Here is a 21,549-nt window from a genome sequence, read left to right as displayed (position 1 = left end):
ATATATCTCGCGCGAAGACGCGAAGATGTCGTGCTTGCCGCGAAGCGGCTTTTCCCTTTCACGCTGCGGCGAACCGCAACGAAGATGGGAAAGCGGCCTGACGGTCGCGAACCGGTCTCTTCGTGTCTTCGCGTCTTCGCGCGAACCAAAAATGTACAGCCGCGCCGGACAAGACGCCCTGGGAACGAAACTCCGCGCCTCTGGCCGATCAATCGCCGCCTTCACACATGCCCCAAGGCCTCCGGCACCTCGGTCCGGCCGAAGATTTCGGCATAGCGGTCGATGGCGAAGCGATCGGTCATGCCCGCGATATAGTCGCCGACGTGGCGGATCGTCGCGCTTTCCTCGCCGGGAATGCGCGACGACCAGTCCGCCCCCATCAGGCGCGGGTCGGCGCGATAGGCGTCGAAGAGGCGGGCGATGACGCGGTTCGCGGCCTCGGCGGCGGCGACCTGTTCGGGATGGTGGTAGAGATTGTCGTACATGAAGCGCTTGAGATCGCGCTCCTGCGCGGCAAGTTCGGGCGAGAAAAAGCCGAGCGTGCGGCCCGCCGCGCGCACGTCGTCGGCGCTCGCGACGCCTGCTTCGGCCACATTCTCCGTCGTCGCGGCGATCACGTCGTTGACCATCACCCCGATCTGGTCGCGCACCAGTTCGCGCAGCAGCCGATCGCGCGGGGCGCCAGGGAAGCGATCCTCGACCGCCGCGAAATTGGCCGCAACGAAGGGTTGCTCCATCAGCTGGTCGAGACCGAGCAGCCCGGCGCGCAGCCCGTCGTCGATATCGTGATTGTCATAGGCGATGTCGTCGGCGACCGCCGCGATCTGCGCCTCGAGGCTGGCATGGCTGGCAAGGTCGAGCGGGAAATCGGCGTCGATCGCGGCGAGCGCCCAGCCCGGATGTTTCACCGGGCCGTTATGCTTGGCGAGCCCTTCGAGCGTTTCCCAGGTCAGGTTGAGGCCGTCGAACAGCGGATAGGGGCATTCGAGACAGGCGAGCGTGCGCAGCGTGTGGCCATTATGGTCGAAGCCGCCGTGCGCGGCCATTGCCGCCTTCAGCGCATCCTCGCCCGCGTGGCCGAAGGGCGGATGGCCGATGTCGTGCGCGAGGCACAGCGCCTCGGTCAGATCCTCGTTGAGGCCGAGCGCGCGCGCAATGCCGCGGCCGATCTGCGCCACTTCGATACTGTGGGTCAGGCGGACGCGATAATGGTCGCCGTCGGGCGCGACGAACACCTGCGTCTTGTGGCGCAGGCGGCGGAAGGCGATCGAATGGATGATGCGGTCGCGGTCGCGCTGAAAGGCATCGCGCGGGCCGCGCACGACGCGCCCGACCTCCTCATGGCGCCGCCCGCGACTCCGCGCCGGATCGCTGGCGCACGCCTCGACGCTCATTTGACCGGATCGACTTCCTGTCCGGCGTCGCTGTTGAACAGGAAGCCGTCGCCGCCCGCCTTCTTGTAATCGGCAAGCCAGGCGTCGGCGCTCTTCTTGTCCTTGAACGGCCCGACGAGCAGGCGGCGGGTCTTGCCCCATTCGGTGCTGCCGCCCGACTTGCCCTTGAACAGCGCCGGGCTTTTCTTCGCGAACCTGCCATAGTCGGCGGCGAGCGCCTTCGCGTTCGCGCCGGTCGCGATCTGGACCCAGAGCCGCGCCGGGTTCGCTTTCTTTTCAGCGGCTTCGGCCTTGGCCTTCGCATCGGCTTCCACCTTCGCCTTGGTGGCGGCATCGTCCTTGATCCGCTTCGCTTCGGCGGCGGCCTCGGCCTTGCGCTTGTCCTCGCGCAGCCTGGCGAGCGTCGCGGCGTCGACGGCGTCGCTCGGCGCGGCCATTTCCTCGACGGGAATTTCGAGCGAGCTGACGATATCGGCGAGCGAAGCAAGCGGCGCGGCGGGCGTCGGCGCAAAGGTCGGCGACGCCGAGACGGCGGATGTGGGCGGCGGCGCGGCATCGGCGCTCGCGGTCTCGACGGGTGCCGCGAGCACCGGCGCGGACGTCATTGGTGCCGCGGCGGCCTGCGCCGGCGGAACCGATGGGGCAGCGGCAGGCTGGCCGATGTCGGAGATGGAGAAGCCGGGGCCGACCGGCCCGCCGTCGCGGATCGCGACGCCGATCGGGGCCGCAGGCTTCACCGGGGCGGGCGACGGTGTCGGGAGCCGGGCCGCGACCGGTGCGGGTTCGACCGCGGCGGGCACGCTTGCGGGGGCGGCCGATGCGATGGCGGCAGCAGGCGGCGGGGTCGAGGTCGGTGGCGTCGGGACGGGCGCCGGGGTCGGCGCGGGCGTCGGACGGGCCGGGGTCGCGCTGGCGACCGCCACGACCGGCGCCTGCCGCGGCGGCGTCGCCGCGGGCGCGGGGTCGGGGGTGCGGCGCACGGTGACCGGCGGTGGCGTCGCGCTAGCCGCCGGGGTCAGCGTGCCGCGCGCGCGGTCGCGTTCGGCGGTCCGCTTGCGATCGGATTTTTTCGCGGCGGGTGCCGGGGTCGGCGGCGGCGCGGCGGCGGCGACCTGCACGGGCTTGCGCGGCGGGCCGAGATTGCCCGACGGAAAGCGTCCGAAATGCGCCGCGGCGGCCTGCTGCGCCGGATTGAGCCGATCCATCTGGGTGAGGTAGGGCAGGATATTCTGCGCGAGCTGGGTCGGCATGGTGGCGTTGACGATATCGGTCGCCTCGGCATTGCGGCCGTTGATCGCCAGGATCATCGCGCGCATCCGCCAGGCGGCGCGATCCTGCGCGCGAAGCTGGCCCGACAGCAATTGCACGCCGCGATCGGCCTCGCCCGCGATGCCGAGCGACAGGGCGTAGCGGCGCAGCGTCTCGTCATTGGGCGCCAGCGACAGGGCAAGCTGATAATCGCGCTGCGCCGCGTCCTGCTGCCCCAGCAGGTCGCGCGCCAGGCCGCGATCGGCGAGGAACAGCCGTTCGGGCGCGCCGAGCAGTTGCGCCTCACCGAAATAGTCGAGCGCGCGCGTCGGATTTTCCATATGGACCATCGCCGAGCCGAGCGCCGCCTTGACCGCGCCGTCGCGCGGCGTCGCCTGTTCGGCGCGGGTCAGGAAGCCCAGCGCCGCGCGATAATCCTCGAGGTCGATCGAGGCGCGGCTAGGCGTCGAGCAGCGCCGGGGCATCGGTGCCGTTCGCGGCAATGCGCGCGAGCGCCGACGACAGCAGGGTCCGCGCCGCGGTGCGTTTTTCCATCGCCGCGCGCGTGGCGGCGTCGGGCGGCGTGACTTGTGCCCCGGCGACCAGCGGCAGCGCCGCCAGCAACAGCGCGGAGAGCGCGGCGACACCGCGCCGCGCATGCGCCGCCCCTGCCGTCCTTGTCGATCGCCGCATGGGCAAACTCATCCCGTCTGGGCCGCCGCGCCCTTTGCAGCGGCCGTCAGTTCAGCCCCGTTACTGGTTGTTCTGGCGGCCCAGGAAGCGCGGGATATCGACCCCGTCCTCCTTGCCGTCGTCATCCTCGGCCGGAGGCGCGCCGCGCGACAGGCGCGACATGCGCTCGAACAAGGTTCCGCCGCCGATCGGGGCGGCCGCCGCAGCCGGCGCGGGGGCCGGCGGCGGCTGATGGGCCGGCGTCGCCGCTTCGGGTTCGCCGAGCACCAGCTCGTCCGCCGTGTCGTCATAGGTGGCGGCGACCTCCGACAATATCATCGGTTCCTCTTCAACGGCGGCTTCGGGCGCCGCGGGTTCGGCGGAGGCGCCGTCGCCGAGCGAGAAGCCCGGGGCCGGATCGGGCGCGGCCGGAGCGGCGACGGCCGCCTCGACGGGCGCTTCCTCCACCGGCTCCTCGACGACCGGAGCCGGGGCGGGCGCAGCGCTGCGCGCCGGCGCGAAGGAGAAGCTGCGCGTCGCCGCGGGCGCCGGGGCGGCCTCGCCGGTGCCGTCGATGCCGGTGGCGACGACCGACACGCGGATCTTGCCCTCCAGCCCTTCGTTGAAGGCGCTGCCCCAGATGATGTTGGCATCGGGATCGACCAGCTCGCGGATGTGGTTGGCCGCTTCATCCACTTCCATCAGGCGCATGTCCTCGCCGCCGGTGATCGAGATGATGACGCCCTTCGCGCCCGCCATCGACACGCCATCGAGCAGCGGGTTGGCGATCGCCTTCTGCGCCGCCTCGAGCGCGCGGCCGTCGCCCTCGGCCTCGCCGGTGCCCATCATCGCCTTGCCCATTTCGCGCATCACGCTGCGCACGTCGGCGAAGTCGAGGTTGATCAGGCCTGGCATGACCATCAGGTCGGTGATGCCGCGCACGCCCTGCTGCAGCACCTCGTCGGCCATGGTGAACGCTTCCTTGAAGGTCGTGTTCGGGTTGGCGACGAGGAAGAGATTCTGGTTCGGGATGACGATCAGCGTGTCGACATGATCCTGCAGCTCGGCGATGCCGGATTCGGCCGAGCGCATGCGCCGCGCGCCTTCGAACATGAAGGGTTTGGTGACGACGCCGACGGTCAGGATGCCGCGGTCGCGCGCCGCCTTGGCGATGACGGGGGCGGCGCCGGTGCCCGTGCCGCCGCCCATGCCCGCGGCGATGAAGCACATATGCGCGCCCTGCAGCGCGTCCTCGACCTGGGCGATGGTTTCCTCGGCGGCGGCGCGCCCGACCTCGGGCCGCGAGCCCGCGCCGAGCCCCTGCGTGATCTGCGCGCCGAGCTGGATGCGGCGTTCGGCGGGCGAGGCGTTGAGCGCCTGGGCGTCGGTGTTGGCGACGATGAAATCGACGCCCTCGACGCGCGCCGCGATCATGTTGGCGATGGCATTGCCCCCCGCGCCACCGACGCCGATCACCGCGATCCGCGGCTTCAGCTCGTCGACCTGCGGCGGGCCAATATTGATGCTCATCTATCAGTCTCCCTGCAGCGGCGAACCCTTGCCGCTTCCACACCATGCGACCCTGACGGACGGTGGTCCTTTCCGCCCGGATATCTGCTACCGCATTGCACTATTGTGACGCCGATATCACCCAAAAAATTAACCCTTTCGCGCATCTCGTCGCTAGAAACTGTTTTTCAATGCGGCCATCAGGCGATTGATGATTCCGGTGCTGCGCGGGCGATACACGTCCTGCGCCATCATCGGCAGGTCGCGCAGGTCCACCGGATCCGACGCGGCATAGAGGACCAGCCCCGCGAGCGTCGCGAACGCCGGTCCCGAATGCGCCTCGGGCAGCCCGAGCAGCCCCTTGGGACGGCCGACACGCGCCGCACGGCCGAGCGCGCTCTGCGTATAATCGGCAAGCCCCTTCAGATCGGCGCCGCCGCCGACGAGCACCACCTGGCGCCCGATCGGGCCAACGAAATGCAAGTCTTTCAGTGTCCTGCCGATCTCTCCCATCATCGCGTCGAGGCGCTGGCGGATGACCGTGACGAGCTGGGCGCGGGTGATGCGGGGCGATTCCGCGCCGCTCGGCGCGCCGGGCTCGAGTTCGATGATCTCGTTGTTGTCGCGCGGGGACGCCGACGCCGAACCATAGAAGCTTTGCAGCCGCTGCGCCTGGCTGCGGCGGATGCCGAAGGCCGAGGCGATGTCGTCGGTGATGTCGCTGGCGCCAAAGGGCAAGGACGCCATCTCGACGAGCATGCCGCATCGGCGTAGAGCGACACGGTGGTGACCGCCGCGCCGAGTTCGACGAGCGCGACACCGAGGTCGCGCTCCTCGTCGGACAGGCACGACAGGCCGGCGGCGACCGGCGAGGCGACGACCGCATTGACGTCGAGATGCGCCTGGCGGACGGCCGCCTCCAGGTTCCGCACCGGCGCGCCGTCGGCCATGATGATATGGATATCGACGCCGAGCCGGTCGGCGTGGAGCCCGATCGGGTTCTTGACCCCGGTCAGGCCGTCGAGCGTGTAGAGCGCGGGTTGGGCATGGAGGATCATCCGCCCTTCGGGGTCGATGCCGGCGCGGCCCGCGGCGAGGAGGTCGTCGACATCCTCCTGCTCGATGCGGTGGCCGCCGAGCTCGCTCTCGATCGGGGCAACGTCGCTGAGCAGGCAGCCCGCCGAGAAGGACACCCAGACATCGTCGATGTTGAGCCCCGCGATGCGCTCGGCCTGTTCGATCGCCTCGCGCACCACATGCTCGGTCTGTTCCATGTCGGCGACATAGCCGCGCTGGACGCCGCGGCTCTCGCGCTGTCCGGTGCCGAGCACGTGCAGCGCGCCGTCGGCGGTCTGGCCCGCGATCAGCGCGCACACCTTCCACGAGCCGACATCGAGCGCGGTGATGATCTTCTCGATCCGCGGCGGCGCCATGGCTCCTATCCTTCCTCGGCCGCGGTCGCGGCGGCCAGCGCGTCGGCGGCGGCGCGCGCACCCTCCAGCTTGGCGGGCGACACCTGGCCTTCGTGCGGCAAGCGTAGCACGAAACGGTCGGGATCGCGCATGTCGAAACGCAGTATGCCGCGCCCGAGCAACCGGTTGGCGCCGTCCATATGCGCGAATTTGGCGAGCGCCTTCTTCGCCGCTTCCTCGCCCTCGGGCAGCGACAGCGTCTCGCCGCTGCGGAAGCGCAGGTCCCAGCGGCGGTTGCCGACCCAGGTCGCGCCCGCGAGCAATTCCTTGAGGCTGCTCGCCTCGGCGAGCAGGCGGTCGAGATCCTGCGCGCGCCGGTTCGCCTTGGGCCCAATGACCAGCGGCAGGTCGGGCATCGTCGCGATCGTCACCGGTTCGAGCACGACGCCCTTTTCGTCGATCAGCGACAGGCGGTTGTTGTGCTGCCAGATCGCCGCCGGTGTCCGCTCGACGATGTCGACGACGAGCGTGTCGGGCAGGCGGCGCGACACGCGCGCATCCTTGATCCAGCCATATTTCATCAGGTCGGCGCGCACCCCTTCGAGATCGAGCGCCGCCATCGAACGGTCCTTCTGCGCCAGCGCGATGTCATAGACCTTCAGCCGGTCGATGCGGTCGGCGCCGACCACCTCGACCTTCTTGACCTGAAAACCCGCGCGGCCGACCGCCTGGGCATATTCCTCCTGCACCTTCGCGGTCACGCCCGTGGCATGGGCGGCGAGGCCGACCACGGCGAAGAGCCCGATGCCGATCGTCCAGTTGGCGACCTGCTGCAGCCGCTGCGGGCTGACCGGCAGCGCGTTGATGAAGGCGTCGACGCGCGACGTCCGGATCGTCTTGCGCTTCTTCGGCGCCCGCGCCGGACGGCGCGGGGCCGATTTCGGGCGCTTGATCTTCTGACTCATAAAGCTTCCCCCACGATGCGTTCGACCAGTTCCGCATAATCCATGCCGATCGCGCGCGCCTGTTCGGGCACGAGGCTGAGCGGCGTCATGCCGGGCTGCGTATTGACCTCGAGCAGGAAGATGCCCGCGAGGCCATGTTCGTCGTCCCAGCGAAAATCGGAACGCGAGGCGCCCCTGCAGCCGAGCAGGCGATGCGCCTGCACCGCAAGGTCCTTCATCCGCTGCGCGACGTCGTCGGGCACCTCGGCGGGGCAGACATGCTCGGTCAGCCCGTCGGTATATTTGGCGTCATAGTCGTAGAAGCCCGACTTGACGCGCAACTCGGTGACCCCGAGCGCCTGGTCGCCCAGCACCGCGACGGTCAGTTCGCGGCCCTTGATGAAGGGTTCGGCGAGCAGCCGGTCGAACTCCTGCCACGGTCCCACCGCCTCGCGCGCGATGGGATTGCCGTAATTGCTGTCGTCCTTGACGATCGCCACGCCGACCGACGAGCCCTCGTTGACAGGCTTCAGAACATAGGGTCGCGGCAGCGGATCGACGGCGAACAGGCTTTCGCTATCGACCATCGTCCCCGTCGGCATGGGGATGCCGTGCGGGACGAGCGCCTGCTTGGTCAGTTCCTTGTCGATCGCGATCACCGAGGTGACGAGGCCGCTGTGGGTATATTTGAGCCCCATCAGGTCGAGCATGCCCTGCACCGTCCCGTCCTCGCCGGGAACGCCGTGGAGCGCGTTGAACACGACGTCGGGCTTCGCCTCGGCGAGCCGCAGCGCGACGTCGCGGTCCATGTCGATACGCGTGACTTTATGGCCGCGCGATTCGAGCGCGTCGGCGACGCCGGTGCCGCTCATCAGCGAGACTTCGCGCTCGGCGGACCAGCCGCCCATCAGGACGGCGACATGCCAGGGACCGCGGGTCATGACTCCCCTCCCGCTTGCGGGAGGGGTTGGGGAGGGCCTGTTGGAGGGCGTCATCATTGGACATCCCCTCCCCTAGCCCCTCCCGCAAGCGGGAGGGGGACTGGATACCCACCCGCTGAATCTCCCACTGCAATTCGATGCCGCTCTTGTCCTTCACCCGGCGGCGGACTTCCTCGCCCAGTGCTTCGATGTCCGCGCTCGTCGCCTCGCCGGTGTTGATGAGGAAATTGGTGTGCTTCTCGCTCACCTGCGCGCCGCCGACGGCGAGCCCGCGGCAGCCGGCTTCGTCGACGAGTTGCCACGCCTTGTGGCCCTCGGGGTTCTTGAAGGTCGAGCCGCCGGTTTTCGAGCGCAACGGCTGCGACGCCTCGCGGCTCGCCGAGATGCGGTCCATTTCGGCCTGGATGGCAGCGGGCTCGCCGGGGCGGCCGCGGAAGGTGGCGCCGACGACGACGGCGCCTTCGGGCAGTTCGCTGTGGCGATAGGTGTAGCCGAGATCGGCGAGCGCGAGCGTTTTTCGCTCGCCCGAACACAGCACGATATCGGCGTCGATGAGGATATCCTTGACCTCGCCGCCATAGGCGCCGCCGTTCATGCGCACGAAGCCGCCGACGGTGCCGGGGATCGAGCGGAGGAATTCGAGCCCCGCGATGCCCGCGTCGCGCGCGGTCGAGGAGACGAGGATGCCCGACGCGCCGCCGCCGCAGCGCAGCGTGGTGGCGTCGAGCGGTTCGACCCTGGCGAAGGCCTTGCCGAGGCGGACGACGACGCCGGGAAAGCCGCCATCGCGGACGATGAGGTTCGAGCCAAGACCGAGCGCCATCACGGGGATCGCCGGGTCGAGGTCGCGGAGGAAGGCGGCGAGGTCGTCGGCGTCCCTGGGTTCGAACAGCCAGTCGGCGGGACCGCCCGACTTGAACCAGACGAGCGGGGCCAGCGGGGCGCGCGGGGTGAGCTTGCCGCGCACATTTTCAAATGCCGTTTGCCCTGAGCTTGTCGAAGGGCCGCTCTTCCTTTCTTCCGTCGCAGAAGAAAAGGACTGTCCTTCGACAAGCTCAGGACGAACGGCTTTGGGATTGGAGGTCATCCTTGCCCCCCCCACCCCATTCGCCAATCCTGCCGCGATCTTGGTGATGTCGCCGAGCGCCGAGGCAGATGATCTTGTCGCCCGCGCCCAGCGTCCCCGTTTTCACCGCGTCGGCGATCGTCGCAGCGAGCGTGCTCGCATCATCGACGGTCGAGGCGTGGCGGTGACCACGGTCGCGCAGGCCCGCGACCAGCGCGTCGGAGGTCACGCCGTCGATGGGCGCTTCGCCCGCAGTATAGACCGGCAGCGCCAGCACCATGTCGGCGTCGTTAAACGCCTGCTGGAAATCGTCCATATGGTCGCGAAGCCGCGTATATCGGTGCGGCTGAACCACCGCGACGACGCGCCCGGCGCCAACGCCTTCGCGCGCCGCCGACAGCACCGCGCGGATTTCGACCGGGTGGTGGGCATAGTCGTCGATCACGGTCACGACGCCCTCCCCCGCCGCGATCTCGCCGACCTTGGTGAAGCGGCGCTTGACCCCGGCGAAACCGTTGAAACCCGTCGCGATCTTCTCGTCCGAGACGCCCATGTGCAGCGCGACCGCGATTGCTGCGAGCGCATTCTGGACATTGTGGCGCCCGGACATCGGCAGGTGGATGCCCTCGATCGTCCGGCTGTTGCCGTCGCGGTCGCGCACGACGACGTCGAAGCGGTTGCTGTCGGGGCCCGGCGTCACATTGGTGCCGCGCACGTCGGCCTGCGCCGAAAAGCCATAGGTGACGATGCGACGGTCGCGGATGCGCGGGATGATCGCCTGTACCTCGGGATGATCGAGGCAGAGCATCGCGGCGCCGTAGAAGGGGACGTTCTCGATGAATTCGACGAAGGCGTCTTTGATCGCGTCGAAGCTGCCATAATGGTCGAGATGTTCGGGATCGATGTTGGTGACGACCGCGATCGTCCCGTCGAGACGCAGGAAACTGCCGTCGCTCTCATCGGCTTCCACGACCATCCAGTCGCTGGCGCCGAGACGCGCGTTCGATCCGTAATTGTTGATGATGCCGCCGTTGATGACGGTCGGGTCGATGCCGCCCGCGTCGAGCAGCGCCGCGACGAGGCTGGTCGTCGTCGTCTTGCCGTGCGTCGCCGGCGATGGCGACGGTCGATTTGAGCCGCATCAGCTCGGCGAGCATTTCGGCGCGGCGGACGATGGGGATGCGGCCAGCCAAGGCAGCCTCCACCTCCGGGTTGCCGCGCTTGACCGCGGTCGAGGTGACGACCACCGCGACGCCGTCGACGTTCGATGCCTCATGCCCGATCGCGACCTTGATCCCGCGACCCCGCAGCCCCTCGACGACGTAGCTGTCGGCGATATCGCTGCCCTGCACCTGATAGCCGAGATTGTGCATCACCTCGGCGATCCCCGACATGCCGATGCCGCCGATGCCGATGAAGTGGATGATGCCGATATCGGTCGCGACGCCGCGCATCATTTGTCTCCCGAACGGGTGGCGGCGACGCTGCCCGCGACGGCGGCACGCGACGGGGCGCCGACGCGGATGACGTCCATCATCGGCGGCGCGGCGAGCGATTCGACGAGGTCGGCGAGGTCGCGGGTCGCGTTCGGCAGGCCGCAACCGGCGGCATGCTCCGCCGCTTCCTCCAGCGCGCCGGGTTCGAGCGCCATGCGCTGGATCTGCTTGGCGAGCGCCGCGGGGGTGAAGTCGGGCTGCGCGAAGGCGATGGCGCCGCGCGCCTCGACGAGGTCGGCGACATTATAGGTCTGGTGATTGTCCATCGCGTGCGGATAGGGGATGAAGATCGCCGGACGCCCGGCGCAGGCGAGTTCGGCGACGGTCGAGGCGCCCGCGCGCGCGATCACCAGATGCGCCCAGCGCATCCGGTCGGGAATGTCGGCAAAGTAAGGCGCGCATTCGGCGGCGACGCCGAGTTCGGCATATTTGGCGCGCACGGCCTCGATATCGGCCTCGCGCGCCTGCTGGACGATCTGCAGCCGGTCGAGCAACGCGCGCGGCAGCATCGCGATCGCGGCGGGGACGACTTCGCTGAGCACCGTGGCGCCAAGACTGCCCCCGACCACCAGCAGGCGGAGGATGCCGTCCTCGGGCAGCGGCGGATAGCCTTCCTCGCGGATGGCGATCACCTCCTCGCGCACCGGGTTGCCGGTGAGGTGGCGCCTGTCGGCGAGCGCGGGCGGGAAGCGGTGGATGTTGCGATAGGCGACCGCGATCGCATTGACCCGCTCCGCCATCAGCCGGTTGGTGCGGCCGAGCACCGCATTCTGCTCGTGGATCACGCTCGGGCGCTTGGTCGCCCTGGCGGCGAGCAGGCTGGGGAGCGAGGGATAGCCGCCGAAACCGACGACGACCGCGGGGTCGAATTCGCCGATCAGGTCGATCGCCATCCGCCGCCCCTTGCGGATCGCCAGCGCCGCCTTGATCCAGCCGATCGGGCCGCCCGCGACGCGCCCGGCGGGCAGGACATGCGCGTCGAGCTCGGCGGGCTTGCCGGGGATGTTGAGCCCGCGGTCGTCGCTGACCAGCGCGACGCGGTGGCCGCGCGCGATCAGCTCGCCCGCGAGGGCATAGGCGGGCAGCATATGTCCCCCCGTCCCACCGGCGGCGAGAAGGAAGTGGCGCGTTGCTGTCATTTCTTGTTCCAGTTGCGGGTCATCGACACGCGCGCGGCATAGGGGTTCCGCCGGGTCAGCGACAAGAGCAAACCCATGCCGATCGACAGCGCGATCATCGACGAGCCGCCATAGCTGATGAAGGGCAGGGTCATCCCCTTCGACGGGAAAAGCTGGGTGTTCACCGCCATGTTGATGACGGCCTGCCCGCCGAATTGCGCGATCAGGCCCGCGACCGCGAGGATCAGGAAGCTGTCTTCCTCGTCGAGCAGGCGGACGAGGACGCGGACGATGATGGCGAGATAGAGGGTCGCGATCGCCATGCAGGCGATCATGCCGAACTCCTCGCCGATCACCGAGAAGATATAGTCGGTGTGCGCTTCGGGCAGCTGGAATTTGGCGAGCCCGGCGCCGGGGCCGGTGCCGATGAGGCCGCCCGCGGTGAGCGTGGCATGCGCCTTGTCGACCTGAAAGCTGTCGCCCTTGTCGAACAGCCAGATGTTGATGCGCTGCTGCGCGACGGGGTAGAAGAAATAGGCGAGAATGATGCCCGCGATGCCGGTCCCCGCCAGCATGCCCATCACCCGCATCGACAGCCCCGCGACGAGCACCAGCACGAGCCAGGTGGCGATGAAGATGATCGTCTGCCCCAGGTCGGGCTGTCCCATCAGCAGCAGCGCGATGATGCCGGTAAGCACGAAGCTCAGCGGCACGACGGGCAGGCTCTGGTCGTGAAGGCGCAGCGAGATGATCCACGCCAGCGACACCGCGAAGAAGGGCTTCAGAAATTCCGACGGCTGGAGGCGGAAGGCGCCGCTGCCGAGCCAGCGCTGGGCGCCGTTCACCTCGGTCCCGATCAGGGGCACGAGGAACAACAGGAAGAGAAAGGTGATCGTGCCGTAGATGGCGAAGCGCCGCGCCTGCGTCTTGGGCAGCATCGACACGCCGAGCATGACCGGCACGCCGAGCATCACCCACATCAGCTGGCGATAGAAATAATAGAGCGGGTCGAGGCTGGCGGTCGAGGTCGAAAGCTTCTGCGCCGCGACCGGCGAGGCGGCGGTGACGGCGACGAGGCCGACCGCGATCAGCATCGACACGAGCAGCAGCAGCACCCGGTCGATTTCCCAGAACCACAGGCCGAGCGGCGTGCGGTCGGCGCGGCTGAGCCGCGGCCCGCGCCTTTTGCTGCTGCGCGCGGTGGCGATCACCGGCCGTTCGTTCGTCGCGTCCATCGTGTCGAAACCCCCGCTCATGCCCCGAATGCCTTGACGATGCTGCGAAACCGGTCGCCGCGTTCCTCATAATCCCTGAACTGGTCGAAAGACGCGCAGGCCGGCGACAGCAACACCACGTCGCCGGGCTCCGCGACCGCCGCCGCATGCGCGACCGCGGTGGCGAGGTCGCCCGCGCGGTCGACCGGAATCGCATCGCCGATCTCGGCTGCGAACGGCTCCGCCGCCTCGCCGATCAGATAGGCGCGCTTCACATGGCCGAACCACGGGCGGCAGGCGGCGAGGCCGTCGCCCTTCGCCTGCCCGCCAGCGATCCAGTGGAGACGCTGGTCCGGCGCCGGCAGGAAACGCCGCCAGCGCCGGTGCAGCGGAAGCCGCGTTGGTCGCCTTGCTGTCGTTGTACCAGCGGACACCCGCGACTTCGCCGACCCATTCCATGCGATGCGGCAGCGCCTTGTAGGTGGCGAGGCCGCGCTCGATCTGTTCGTCGTTCAGCCCGAGTACGCGGCACACGGCGATGGCGCAGACGGCGTTCTGGGCATTGTGCGGGCCCTGCAGCGCGGGCCAGCGCGTCTGGTCGGCGGGGTCGATGTCCTTCGCCGAGACGCGGTGGAGACGGTGGTTGATGCGCCCCGCGATCATCCGCGACGGGTCGTCGTCGACCGCGACGATCGCGACCTGGTCGCGGTGCTGGAGCGAGAAGAGCCGCGCCTTCGACGCGGCATAGCCGGCGAAACCATCGTAGCGGTCGAGATGGTCGGGTGTGATGTTGGTGAGCACCGCGATATCGCAGGCGAGGCCGTGCGACAGGTCGATCTGGTAGCTCGACAATTCGAGCACATAGACACCGCCTTCGGGCAGCGGATCGCGGCTGAGGATCGGCAGGCCGATATTGCCGCCCATCAGCGCCGGCACCCCGGCGCTTTCGAGCATGTGCGTGACAAGCGCGGTGACGGTCGACTTGCCGTTGGTGCCGGTGATGCCGACGATCTTGTGCGGCGGCAGGTCGGCGGCGGCCTCGGCGAAGAGTTCGATGTCGCCGATCACCGGCACATGCGCCTCGCGCGCGTGCGCGGCGATCGGGTGGCGGTTGAGCGGCACGCCGGGCGACACGACGACGCCCGCGAAACCGACAAGCTCGATCTCCAGCGGATTCCCGATATCGGCGCCAAGAGCCATCGCCTCGTCGCGCGCTTCCTCGCGGTTGTCCCACGCGGTGACGCCCGCGCCGCTGGCGACCAGCGCCTCGACGGCGGCAAGGCCCGAGCGCGCCAGCCCCAGCACCGCATAGCGGCGGTCGGCAAAGGCGCGCGAGGTGATCACCGCAGCTTCAGCGTCGCGAGCCCCGCGAGCGCGAGGACGATCGACACGATCCAGAAGCGGATCACGACGGTCGATTCGGGCCAGCCGAGCTGCTCGAAATGATGGTGAATGGGCGCCATGCGGAAGACGCGCCTGCCGGTACGCTTGTACCAGAAGACCTGGATGATCACCGACAGCGCCTCGACCACGAACAGCCCGCCGACGAGGACCAGCACCAGCTCATGCTGCGCGGTGACCGCCATGGTCGCGAGCGCGCCGCCGAGCGCGAGGCTGCCGGTATCGCCCATGAACACCGCCGCGGGCGGCGCGTTGAACCACAGGAAGGCGAGGCAGGCGCCGATGATCGCGGCGGCGAAGATCGCCAGCTCGCCCGCGCCGGGGACGTGCGGAATGCCGAGATATTCGGCGAATTTCACATTGCCCGAGAGATAGACGATGACGAGGAAGGTCAGCGCGGCGATCATCACCGGGAAGGTCGCGAGCCCGTCGAGTCCGTCGGTGAGGTTCACCGCATTGCCGAAGCCGACGATCATCACCATCGCGAAGAGATAATAGAAAGGCCCGAGTTCGAGCACGATGCCGCTGAGGAAGGGCAGATAGAGGTCGGTGCCGGTCCGCGAGACGATCAAGGTCACCGCGACGCCCGCGATGATGAATTCGATCAGCAGCCGGATGCGGCCCGGAATGCCGCGGTGGCTGGCCTTGGTCACCTTGTCGAGGTCGTCGAGGAAACCGACGGCGGCGAAACCGCCGGTCACGAACAGGCAGGCCCAGACGAAGCGGTTGGACAGGTCCATCCACAGGAGCGCTGAAATCATCAGCGAAATCAGGATCATCAGCCCGCCCATCGTCGGCGTGCCCTTTTTCGCGAGGTGGCTTTGCGGGCCATCGTCGCGGATCGGCTGGCCCTTGCCCTGCCGCATGCGCAGCATCAGGATGAAACGCGGGCCGATCCACAGCCCGATGATCAGCGCGGTCGCGACCGCGGCGCCCGAGCGGAAGCTCAGATAGCGGATGAGATTGAGAACCCCCGGAAAGCCAAGCCATTCCGCCAGCCAATATAACATCAGTAATCCCCGTTGGTCAGCGCCGTCACCAGATGCGACAGGCCAACGCTGTTCGACCCCTTGACCAGCACGGCATCGCCGGCGCGGATCAAGTCTTTCAGCCGCTCTCTGGCGGCCTGATGGTCGGGCACATGCGCGAAATCGATACGCCCCTCAAGCGCTTTGGCGAGCGGCGCCATTTCTTCGCCGACGAGCAAGGCGAACCGCACGTCCGCCGCGACGAGCGGAGCCGCGAGGTCGGCGTGATAAGCCTCGCCGCCCGGCCCCAGCTCCTTCATCGCGCCAAGAATCGCGACCTTGCGGTCGCCGGATTCGCTGGCGAGCTGGCCGATGGTGGCGGCCATCGACGCGGGGTTGGCGTTGTAGCTTTCGTCGATCAACAGGATATGGCCGCCCGGCACCGCCAGCCGATGCCGCGCCCCGCGCCCGGCGATCCCTGCCATTTCGGCGAAGGCGAGGCCCGCGGCGGGCAGGTCGCCGCCGACAGCCTTGACCGCCGCGAGCACCGCGAGCGCATTCGACACCCAATGCGCGCCCGCCTGCGCGATGGTGAAGCAGAGCAGCGCGTCCTGCACCTGCGCGGTGACGAGCGAACCGCCCTGTCCGTCGGGCAGCCAGTCGACCGCGCGGACATCGGCGCTCGGCGCCGAGGCCGAAGCTGACGACATGCGCCGCGTGTTTTTCGGCCTTGGCACGCAGACGTTCATAATGCGGGCTGTCGAAGGGGATGATCGCGGTGCCGCCGGGTTCGAGCCCCTCGAAAATCTCGCCCTTGGCGTCGGCGATCGCCTCTTCGCTGCCGAAGAATTCCATATGCGCGGGGGCGATGGTGGTGACGATCGCGACGTGCGGGCGGACCATGCGGGTCAGCGCGGCAAGCTCGCCGGCGTGGTTCATGCCCATTTCGAACACGCCGTAATCCGCGGTCGAGGGCATGCGCGCGAGGCTGAGCGGCACGCCGACATGGTTGTTGTAGCTCTTGACCGAGCGGTGCGCCTTGCCGGGGCGGAAGCGGTCGAGCGCGGCGAACAGCGCTTCCTTGGTGCCGGTCTTGCCCGCCGAACCGGTGACCCCGATGATGCGGCCGCGACTGCGCGCGCGCGACGCGGTGCCGAGCGCGTTCAGCGCGGCGGCGCTGTCGGCGACCCGGACGTGCGGATGGTCGATCGCGGTTTCGCAGACGATGCCGGCGGCGCCCGCCGCGATCGCCTTGTCGATGAACCGGTGGCCGTCGGTCGCCTCGCCCTTCATCGCGATGAACAGATCGCCCTTCCCCACTTCGCGCGAGTCGAAGGCGACGCCCTGCACGGTGAAGTCAGCGCTGGCGGTTCCGCCGGTGGCCGATGCGATGGCGCGGGCGGTCCACAGCGGGTTCATGCCGCCTCCTCGCGCGCGACGGTGACATCGTCGAAGGGGATCACGCGCACCGCATCGCCGCTGCCGACGATCTGGCCCTGTTCGTGGCCCTTGCCGGCGATGCAGACGATATCCTCGGCGCGCGCCTCGGCGATGGCGGCAGCAATGGCGGCGCGGCGGTCGCCGATGATTTGCGCGTCGGGTGCCCCTTCGGCGATCGCGGCCCGAATCGTGGCGGGATCCTCGCCGCGCGGATTGTCGTCGGTGATGATCGCCACATCGGCCTTGGCGGCGGCGACCCGCCCCATTTCGGGGCGCTTGTCCCTGTCGCGGTCGCCGTCGGCGCCGAAAACGAGGATCAGCCGGCCCGCGGCGTGCGGGCGCAGCGCGTCGAGCGCGGCCTCGATGGCGTCGGGGGTATGGGCATAATCGACATAGACCGGCGCGCCCGCCTTGGTGATCGCGGCGCGCTCGAGACGGCCGCGGACGGGCTGGAGACGCGCGAGATTGGCGAGCGTCTGGCCGATATCGCCGCCGGTCGCGATGACCAGCCCCGCGGCGACGAGCGCGTTCGCAACCTGATAGGCGCCGATCAGCGGCAGCGTGACCTTTTGCGCGAGCGGGCCGGCGGCGATGAGCAGCGACTGGCCGAGTTGCGTCGGCTCGTGGCTGACCAGGCGCAGGAATTCGCCATGCTTGCCGACGGTCAGGATGCGCAGGCCGCGCTGCTCCGCCTCATATTCGGCGGCGGGCGCCCACACGACATCGTCGCTCCAGATCACGACGGTGCCGTCGGGATCGACGACCTCGCGGAACAGCCGCATCTTGGCGGCCATATAGTCGTACATGTCGCCATGATAATCGAGATGATCGTGGCTGAGGTTGGTGAAGGCGGCGGCCTTCACCGGCAGGCCTTCGGTGCGATACTGGTCGAGGCCGTGGCTCGACGCCTCGAACGCCGCGTGGGCCACGCCCTCGGCGGCGAGTCCCGCCATGTTCGACAGAAAGGTGACGATGTCGGGCGTCGTCAGCCCGGTGACGACGCGGTCGTCGCCGGTGGTGACGCCGAGCGTGCCGATCGACGCGGCGTGGAAGCCGGCCATGCGCCACAGCTGGCGCGTCATTTCGACGGTCGAGGTCTTGCCGTTGGTGCCGGTGACCGCGACGCAGGTCGCGGGGAATTTGTGAAAGAAGCGCGCGGCGATATGCGCGAAGGCACGGCGCGGGTTGACATCGGCGATATGCACCGCGCCCTCGACCTTCGCCTCGGGACGCGCGACGACGGCGATGGCGCCGGCCGCGATCGCGGCGGGGATGAAATCCTCGCCATTGAATTTCTCGCCGACGAAGGCGCCGAAGATCGTCCCCGGCGCGACCTTGCGATGGTCGATCGCGAGGCCGGTGACGACGCGGTCGGCGCCCTGCAGGTCCTGATTTTCGAGCAGCGCCGCCAGACGCATTATTCGCTTTCCCCGTTTCTCCACAGCAGCGGGGTCAGTTCGGACACGTCGACGTCGCGGCTTTCGTCGGGGAAGACACCGAGCATCGGCCCCGCGCGCATCACCACCTTCTGCACCACCGGCGCGGCGGTCCACGCCGCGGTCCGCTGCCCCGAGCTATAGGCGTTGCCCTTGGGCTCGTCGACCATGACGAGGATGACGTAGCGCGGATTGTCCATCGGGAAGGCGGCGGCGAAGGTCGCGACGACCGAGCTGCGCCTGTAACCGCCGACGCCGGGCTTTTCGGCGCTGCCGGTCTTCCCGCCGACGCGGAAACCCGGGGCTTCGGCCTTTTTGCCGGTGCCGTCCGAAACGATCAGGCGAAGCAGCTGGCGCATCCGCGCGCTGGTCGAGGCCTTGAACACGCGGTGGCCCTGCGGCGGCGCCTTGTCGCCGAGCTTGAGCATCGTCGCAGGGCGATAGATGCCGCCGTTGACGAGCGCCGCATAGGCATTGGCGAGGTGCAGCGGGGTGACCGCGATGCCATGACCATAGGCGGTCGTCATCGTCGTCAGCTGGCCCCAATCCCTGGGCCACAGCGGGAAGGCGCGTTCCTTCATCTCGATGTCGGGGCGACGGTCGAAATGCAGCTCGCGATAGAGATGTTCGAGCTTTTCCCTTCCCAGTTCGTCGGCGATGCGCGCGGTGACGATGTTCGAGCTGTGGATCAGCGTCTCGGGCACATTGTACCAGCGCCCCGCGGAATGGCTGTCGCGGATGCGGAAGCCCGCGATGGCGAGCGGCGTGGTCGCGTCATAGCGCTTCGCCATGCTGGTGACGGTGCCATTGTCGATCGCGGCGGCGATCGAAAGCGGCTTGAAGGTCGAGCCGAGCTCATAGAGGTTATAGGTCACCGCATTGCGGCGCGTCATCGGATCGCTGCCGGTCAGCTTGTTCGGATTGAAGGTCGGCAGCGACGTCATCGCCAATACTTCGCCGGTATGGACGTCGAGAATAACCCCCGCGCCGCCGATCGCTTCCAGGTTCGTAACGGCATTGCCGAGTTCGCTCTCCAGCACACCCTGCACGCGCGCGTCGATCGACAGCGCGAGCGGCTGGCCGCGGGTCGCGGCGTCGGTCAGGCGCTTGTCGAAGGCGCCCTCCATGCCGGTGACCCCCTGCCCCTCGGCATTGAGAAAGCCGAGCGTATGCGCCGCGAGGCTGAGCTGCGGGTAAAGCCGCTCCTTTTCGCGCGGGAAGTCGAAGCCGATTTCGCCGATCGCGTTGACCGCCGCAACCTGGTCGGGCAGCGCGCGGCGGCGGATATAGGTGGCGCGCGGACCGTTCAGCTTGGCGAGAAATTCCTCGCGCGGCGTGTCGGGGAAGATCTTGACCAGTTCGTCGGCGAGATAGGAGCGGTTGTTGAGCAGTTTCGACGGGACGACGCGGATCGAATAGCCGTCGATGGTGCGCGCGAGCGGCACGCCGTTGCGGTCGACGATATCGGCGCGCGCGGGGATGAAGGCCGCCGCGCCGCCGCGCTGCGGCGTGGTATCGAAAGCGGCGAAATAGAGCAGCCGCATCGACACCAGGAAAATCGCCGCCATGAACAGCAGCATCAGGATCATCAGCCGCTGCTGCGCGGTGAGCAGCAACTGCTGGCGCACCCCGGCGGTGCGGACGCGTGTCGGACGGACGACGACGGTGTTCATCGGCCCCTGGTTTCCCCCGCTTCGATCGCGGCCGCGCGCTTGATTTCGGCGAGCGTCGATTCGGCTAGGAGCTGGTCCTCGATCATCCGGAGCTGTTCGCGGCGGCGGGTCGGCGCCATGCGCGGCACCGTGTCGGCCTGGACCGCGGCGAGCCTGAGCGGCGCGGGCTTCGCGGGCTCGGCGGCGCTCGCCGCCTTGCTTGACCCTGCGGGTTTGTCGGCGCTCGCAGGCTTGGCGGCGCCCGCAGGCTTGGCGGCGGGCGTGGGCTTTTCGGGCAGCGCGACGGGGGACACCATCGCCATCAGCACCGGCGCGACCTCGTTCGCGCCGCGCGCCCGCGGCAGGCGGTCGATCGACGCGAGTTGGCGCTCGTTCGCGAGATACTGGCTCGCCGACGGCGCCGAATAGCCGAAGGTTTCGGCATTCCACTGCTCGAGCTGGCGCATCGACGCGCGCACCGCGAGTTCGGATTCGAGGTAGCGGATATTGTCGCGCGTGCGGCTGATCTGCTGGTTGATCTGCGCCAGTTCGCTGCGCGTCGCCGCGACCTTCAGCGACACCGGATAGAGCATCATCGCGAAGACGAGCACGAGCAACACCAGCCCGATGCCCTGTAATTTGCGCGCCGCCATCAGCATGAGATCGCCTCCTTTGTCGTCGTACCCGCTGACCATGCGGCCGCATCGGTGCGCACCGCGCTGCGCAGCGTCGCCGAGCGCGCGCGCGGGTTGCGGGCCTCTTCGTCCTTGCCGGGGCGGACCTTGCGCGCCGCGGCGGCAGGAAGTTGCGGCCCGCGCCGGGGGTTGGCGCGGGCCGGTGGCGCGACGCGCGGACATCGCCACCGCTGCGTTCGCGCAGGAAATTCTTCACGATCCGGTCCTCGATGCTGTGGAAGCTGACCACCGCGAGCCGGCCGCCGGGACGCAGCAGCCGTTCGGCGGCGTCGAGCCCGGCCCTGAGTTCGTCGAGCTCGCCGTTGATGTGGATGCGGATCGCCTGAAAACTGCGGGTCGCCGGATCCTTCGGCGCGCCGGGCGGGTGGCGCAGCGCCTTGCGGATCACCGCCGCCAGTTCGCCGGTACGCGACAGCGGCCGCGCCGCGACGATCGCGCGCGCGACACGCCGCGACTGGCGCTCGTCGCCATAATGAAAGAGCACGTCGGCAATCTCGGCTTCGTCGGCGCGATTGAGCCAGTTGGCGGCGGTCTCGCCATCCTGCGCCATGGTCATGTTCAGCGGCCCGTCGTTCTGGAACGAAAAGCCGCGTTCGGCGCGGTCGAGCTGCATCGACGAGACGCCGATATCGAAGACGATACCGTCGACCGCGTCGATGCCGCGCTCGGCGAGCAGGCGGTCGATCTCGCCGAAGCGGCCGTGGACCAGCGTCAGCCGGCCATCGGCCTCGGCGACGAGCGACCGGCCTTCGGCGATCGCATCGGGATCGCGGTCGCAGGCCACGACCTCGGCACCCGCCGCGAGCAGCGCGCGCGTATAGCCGCTCGGCGCCGAAGGTCGCATCGACGTGGCGCTCGCCGGGGGCAATGGCGAGCGCGGCGACGATTTCGTCGCGGAGCACGGGGTCGTGACGCAGATCGCGGGAAAGGCCGGTCATTTGCG

The 21,549-nt window shown here is 68.9% G+C and carries 12 protein-coding genes and 6 pseudogenes; all 18 read right to left on the bottom strand.

The annotated features are described in order from the left end of the window. Window positions 1–221: 221 nt before the first annotated feature. Entirely contained in the window at window positions 222–1,394 is a 1,173-nt protein-coding gene (locus tag N0A20_RS03275) for a deoxyguanosinetriphosphate triphosphohydrolase (RefSeq protein WP_260582597.1), read from the bottom strand. Next, window positions 1,391–3,127, bottom strand: coding sequence for a tetratricopeptide repeat protein (locus N0A20_RS03270; protein WP_260582596.1), 1,737 nt, complete (start codon window positions 3,125–3,127; stop codon window positions 1,391–1,393). Before N0A20_RS03270 ends, N0A20_RS03275 begins: the two co-directional genes overlap by 4 nt. Next, the gene (locus N0A20_RS03265) at window positions 3,102–3,335 is read right to left on the bottom strand and encodes a hypothetical protein (RefSeq protein WP_260582594.1); all 234 of its coding nucleotides are present in this window, start codon (window positions 3,333–3,335) and stop codon (window positions 3,102–3,104) included. Before N0A20_RS03265 ends, N0A20_RS03270 begins: the two co-directional genes overlap by 26 nt. Before the next feature lie 60 nt (window positions 3,336–3,395). After that, window positions 3,396–4,844, bottom strand: a complete 1,449-nt coding sequence (ftsZ, locus tag N0A20_RS03260; protein WP_260582592.1) for a cell division protein FtsZ — start codon at window positions 4,842–4,844, stop codon at window positions 3,396–3,398. A 153-nt stretch (window positions 4,845–4,997) separates the two neighbouring features. Further along, a pseudogene (gene ftsA / locus N0A20_RS03255) lies at window positions 4,998–6,256 on the bottom strand (cell division protein FtsA). Between the two features lie 5 nt (window positions 6,257–6,261). Beyond that, window positions 6,262–7,200, bottom strand: a complete 939-nt coding sequence (locus N0A20_RS03250; protein ID WP_260582590.1) for a cell division protein FtsQ/DivIB — start codon at window positions 7,198–7,200, stop codon at window positions 6,262–6,264. Then, complete coding sequence (locus N0A20_RS03245; protein ID WP_260582588.1) at window positions 7,197–8,120, bottom strand: D-alanine--D-alanine ligase; 924 nt, start codon at window positions 8,118–8,120, stop codon at window positions 7,197–7,199. The genes N0A20_RS03250 and N0A20_RS03245 overlap by 4 nt, the downstream gene beginning before the upstream one ends. Before the next feature lie 106 nt (window positions 8,121–8,226). Continuing rightward, a pseudogene (gene murB, locus N0A20_RS03240) lies at window positions 8,227–9,099 on the bottom strand (UDP-N-acetylmuramate dehydrogenase); the annotation flags it as partial. 120 nt (window positions 9,100–9,219) lie between these two features. After that, window positions 9,220–10,640, bottom strand: a pseudogene (murC, locus tag N0A20_RS03235) (UDP-N-acetylmuramate--L-alanine ligase); the annotation flags it as partial. Next, window positions 10,640–11,821: an undecaprenyldiphospho-muramoylpentapeptide beta-N-acetylglucosaminyltransferase gene (gene murG, locus N0A20_RS03230; RefSeq protein ID WP_260582586.1), complete on the bottom strand. Its 1,182-nt coding sequence runs from the start codon at window positions 11,819–11,821 to the stop codon at window positions 10,640–10,642. The gene murG and the pseudogene murC, both read right to left, overlap by 1 nt. After that, window positions 11,818–13,056 carry an FtsW/RodA/SpoVE family cell cycle protein gene (locus tag N0A20_RS03225; protein WP_260582585.1) on the bottom strand — a complete coding sequence of 413 codons (1,239 nt, stop codon included), beginning with the start codon at window positions 13,054–13,056 and terminating at the stop codon, window positions 11,818–11,820. The genes murG and N0A20_RS03225 overlap by 4 nt, the downstream gene beginning before the upstream one ends. Continuing rightward, a pseudogene (gene murD, locus N0A20_RS03220) lies at window positions 13,053–14,358 on the bottom strand (UDP-N-acetylmuramoyl-L-alanine--D-glutamate ligase). Before murD ends, N0A20_RS03225 begins: the two are co-directional and overlap by 4 nt. Then, window positions 14,355–15,425: a phospho-N-acetylmuramoyl-pentapeptide-transferase gene (gene mraY / locus N0A20_RS03215; RefSeq protein WP_260582584.1), complete on the bottom strand. Its 1,071-nt coding sequence runs from the start codon at window positions 15,423–15,425 to the stop codon at window positions 14,355–14,357. The pseudogene murD and the gene mraY overlap by 4 nt, the downstream one beginning before the upstream one ends. Continuing rightward, window positions 15,425–16,802: pseudogene (murF, locus tag N0A20_RS03210) on the bottom strand (UDP-N-acetylmuramoyl-tripeptide--D-alanyl-D-alanine ligase). Before murF ends, mraY begins: the two are co-directional and overlap by 1 nt. Beyond that, complete coding sequence (locus N0A20_RS03205; RefSeq protein ID WP_260582583.1) at window positions 16,799–18,241, bottom strand: UDP-N-acetylmuramoyl-L-alanyl-D-glutamate--2,6-diaminopimelate ligase; 1,443 nt, start codon at window positions 18,239–18,241, stop codon at window positions 16,799–16,801. The pseudogene murF and the gene N0A20_RS03205 overlap by 4 nt, the downstream one beginning before the upstream one ends. Further along, window positions 18,241–19,932, bottom strand: coding sequence for a peptidoglycan D,D-transpeptidase FtsI family protein (locus N0A20_RS03200; RefSeq protein ID WP_260582581.1), 1,692 nt, complete (start codon window positions 19,930–19,932; stop codon window positions 18,241–18,243). The genes N0A20_RS03205 and N0A20_RS03200 overlap by 1 nt, the downstream gene beginning before the upstream one ends. Continuing rightward, window positions 19,929–20,570, bottom strand: coding sequence for a hypothetical protein (locus N0A20_RS03195; protein ID WP_260582580.1), 642 nt, complete (start codon window positions 20,568–20,570; stop codon window positions 19,929–19,931). The genes N0A20_RS03200 and N0A20_RS03195 overlap by 4 nt, the downstream gene beginning before the upstream one ends. Next, a pseudogene (gene rsmH, locus N0A20_RS03190) lies at window positions 20,564–21,544 on the bottom strand (16S rRNA (cytosine(1402)-N(4))-methyltransferase RsmH). The gene N0A20_RS03195 and the pseudogene rsmH overlap by 7 nt, the downstream one beginning before the upstream one ends. Window positions 21,545–21,549: the final 5 nt, after the last annotated feature.

Origin of the sequence: Sphingopyxis sp. PET50, assembly GCF_025244705.1 — a bacterium.
Lineage (GTDB): Bacteria > Pseudomonadota > Alphaproteobacteria > Sphingomonadales > Sphingomonadaceae > Sphingopyxis.
The sequence above is the reverse complement of the archived record's forward strand: the minus strand, read 5'-3'. Positions and strand labels throughout refer to the sequence as shown.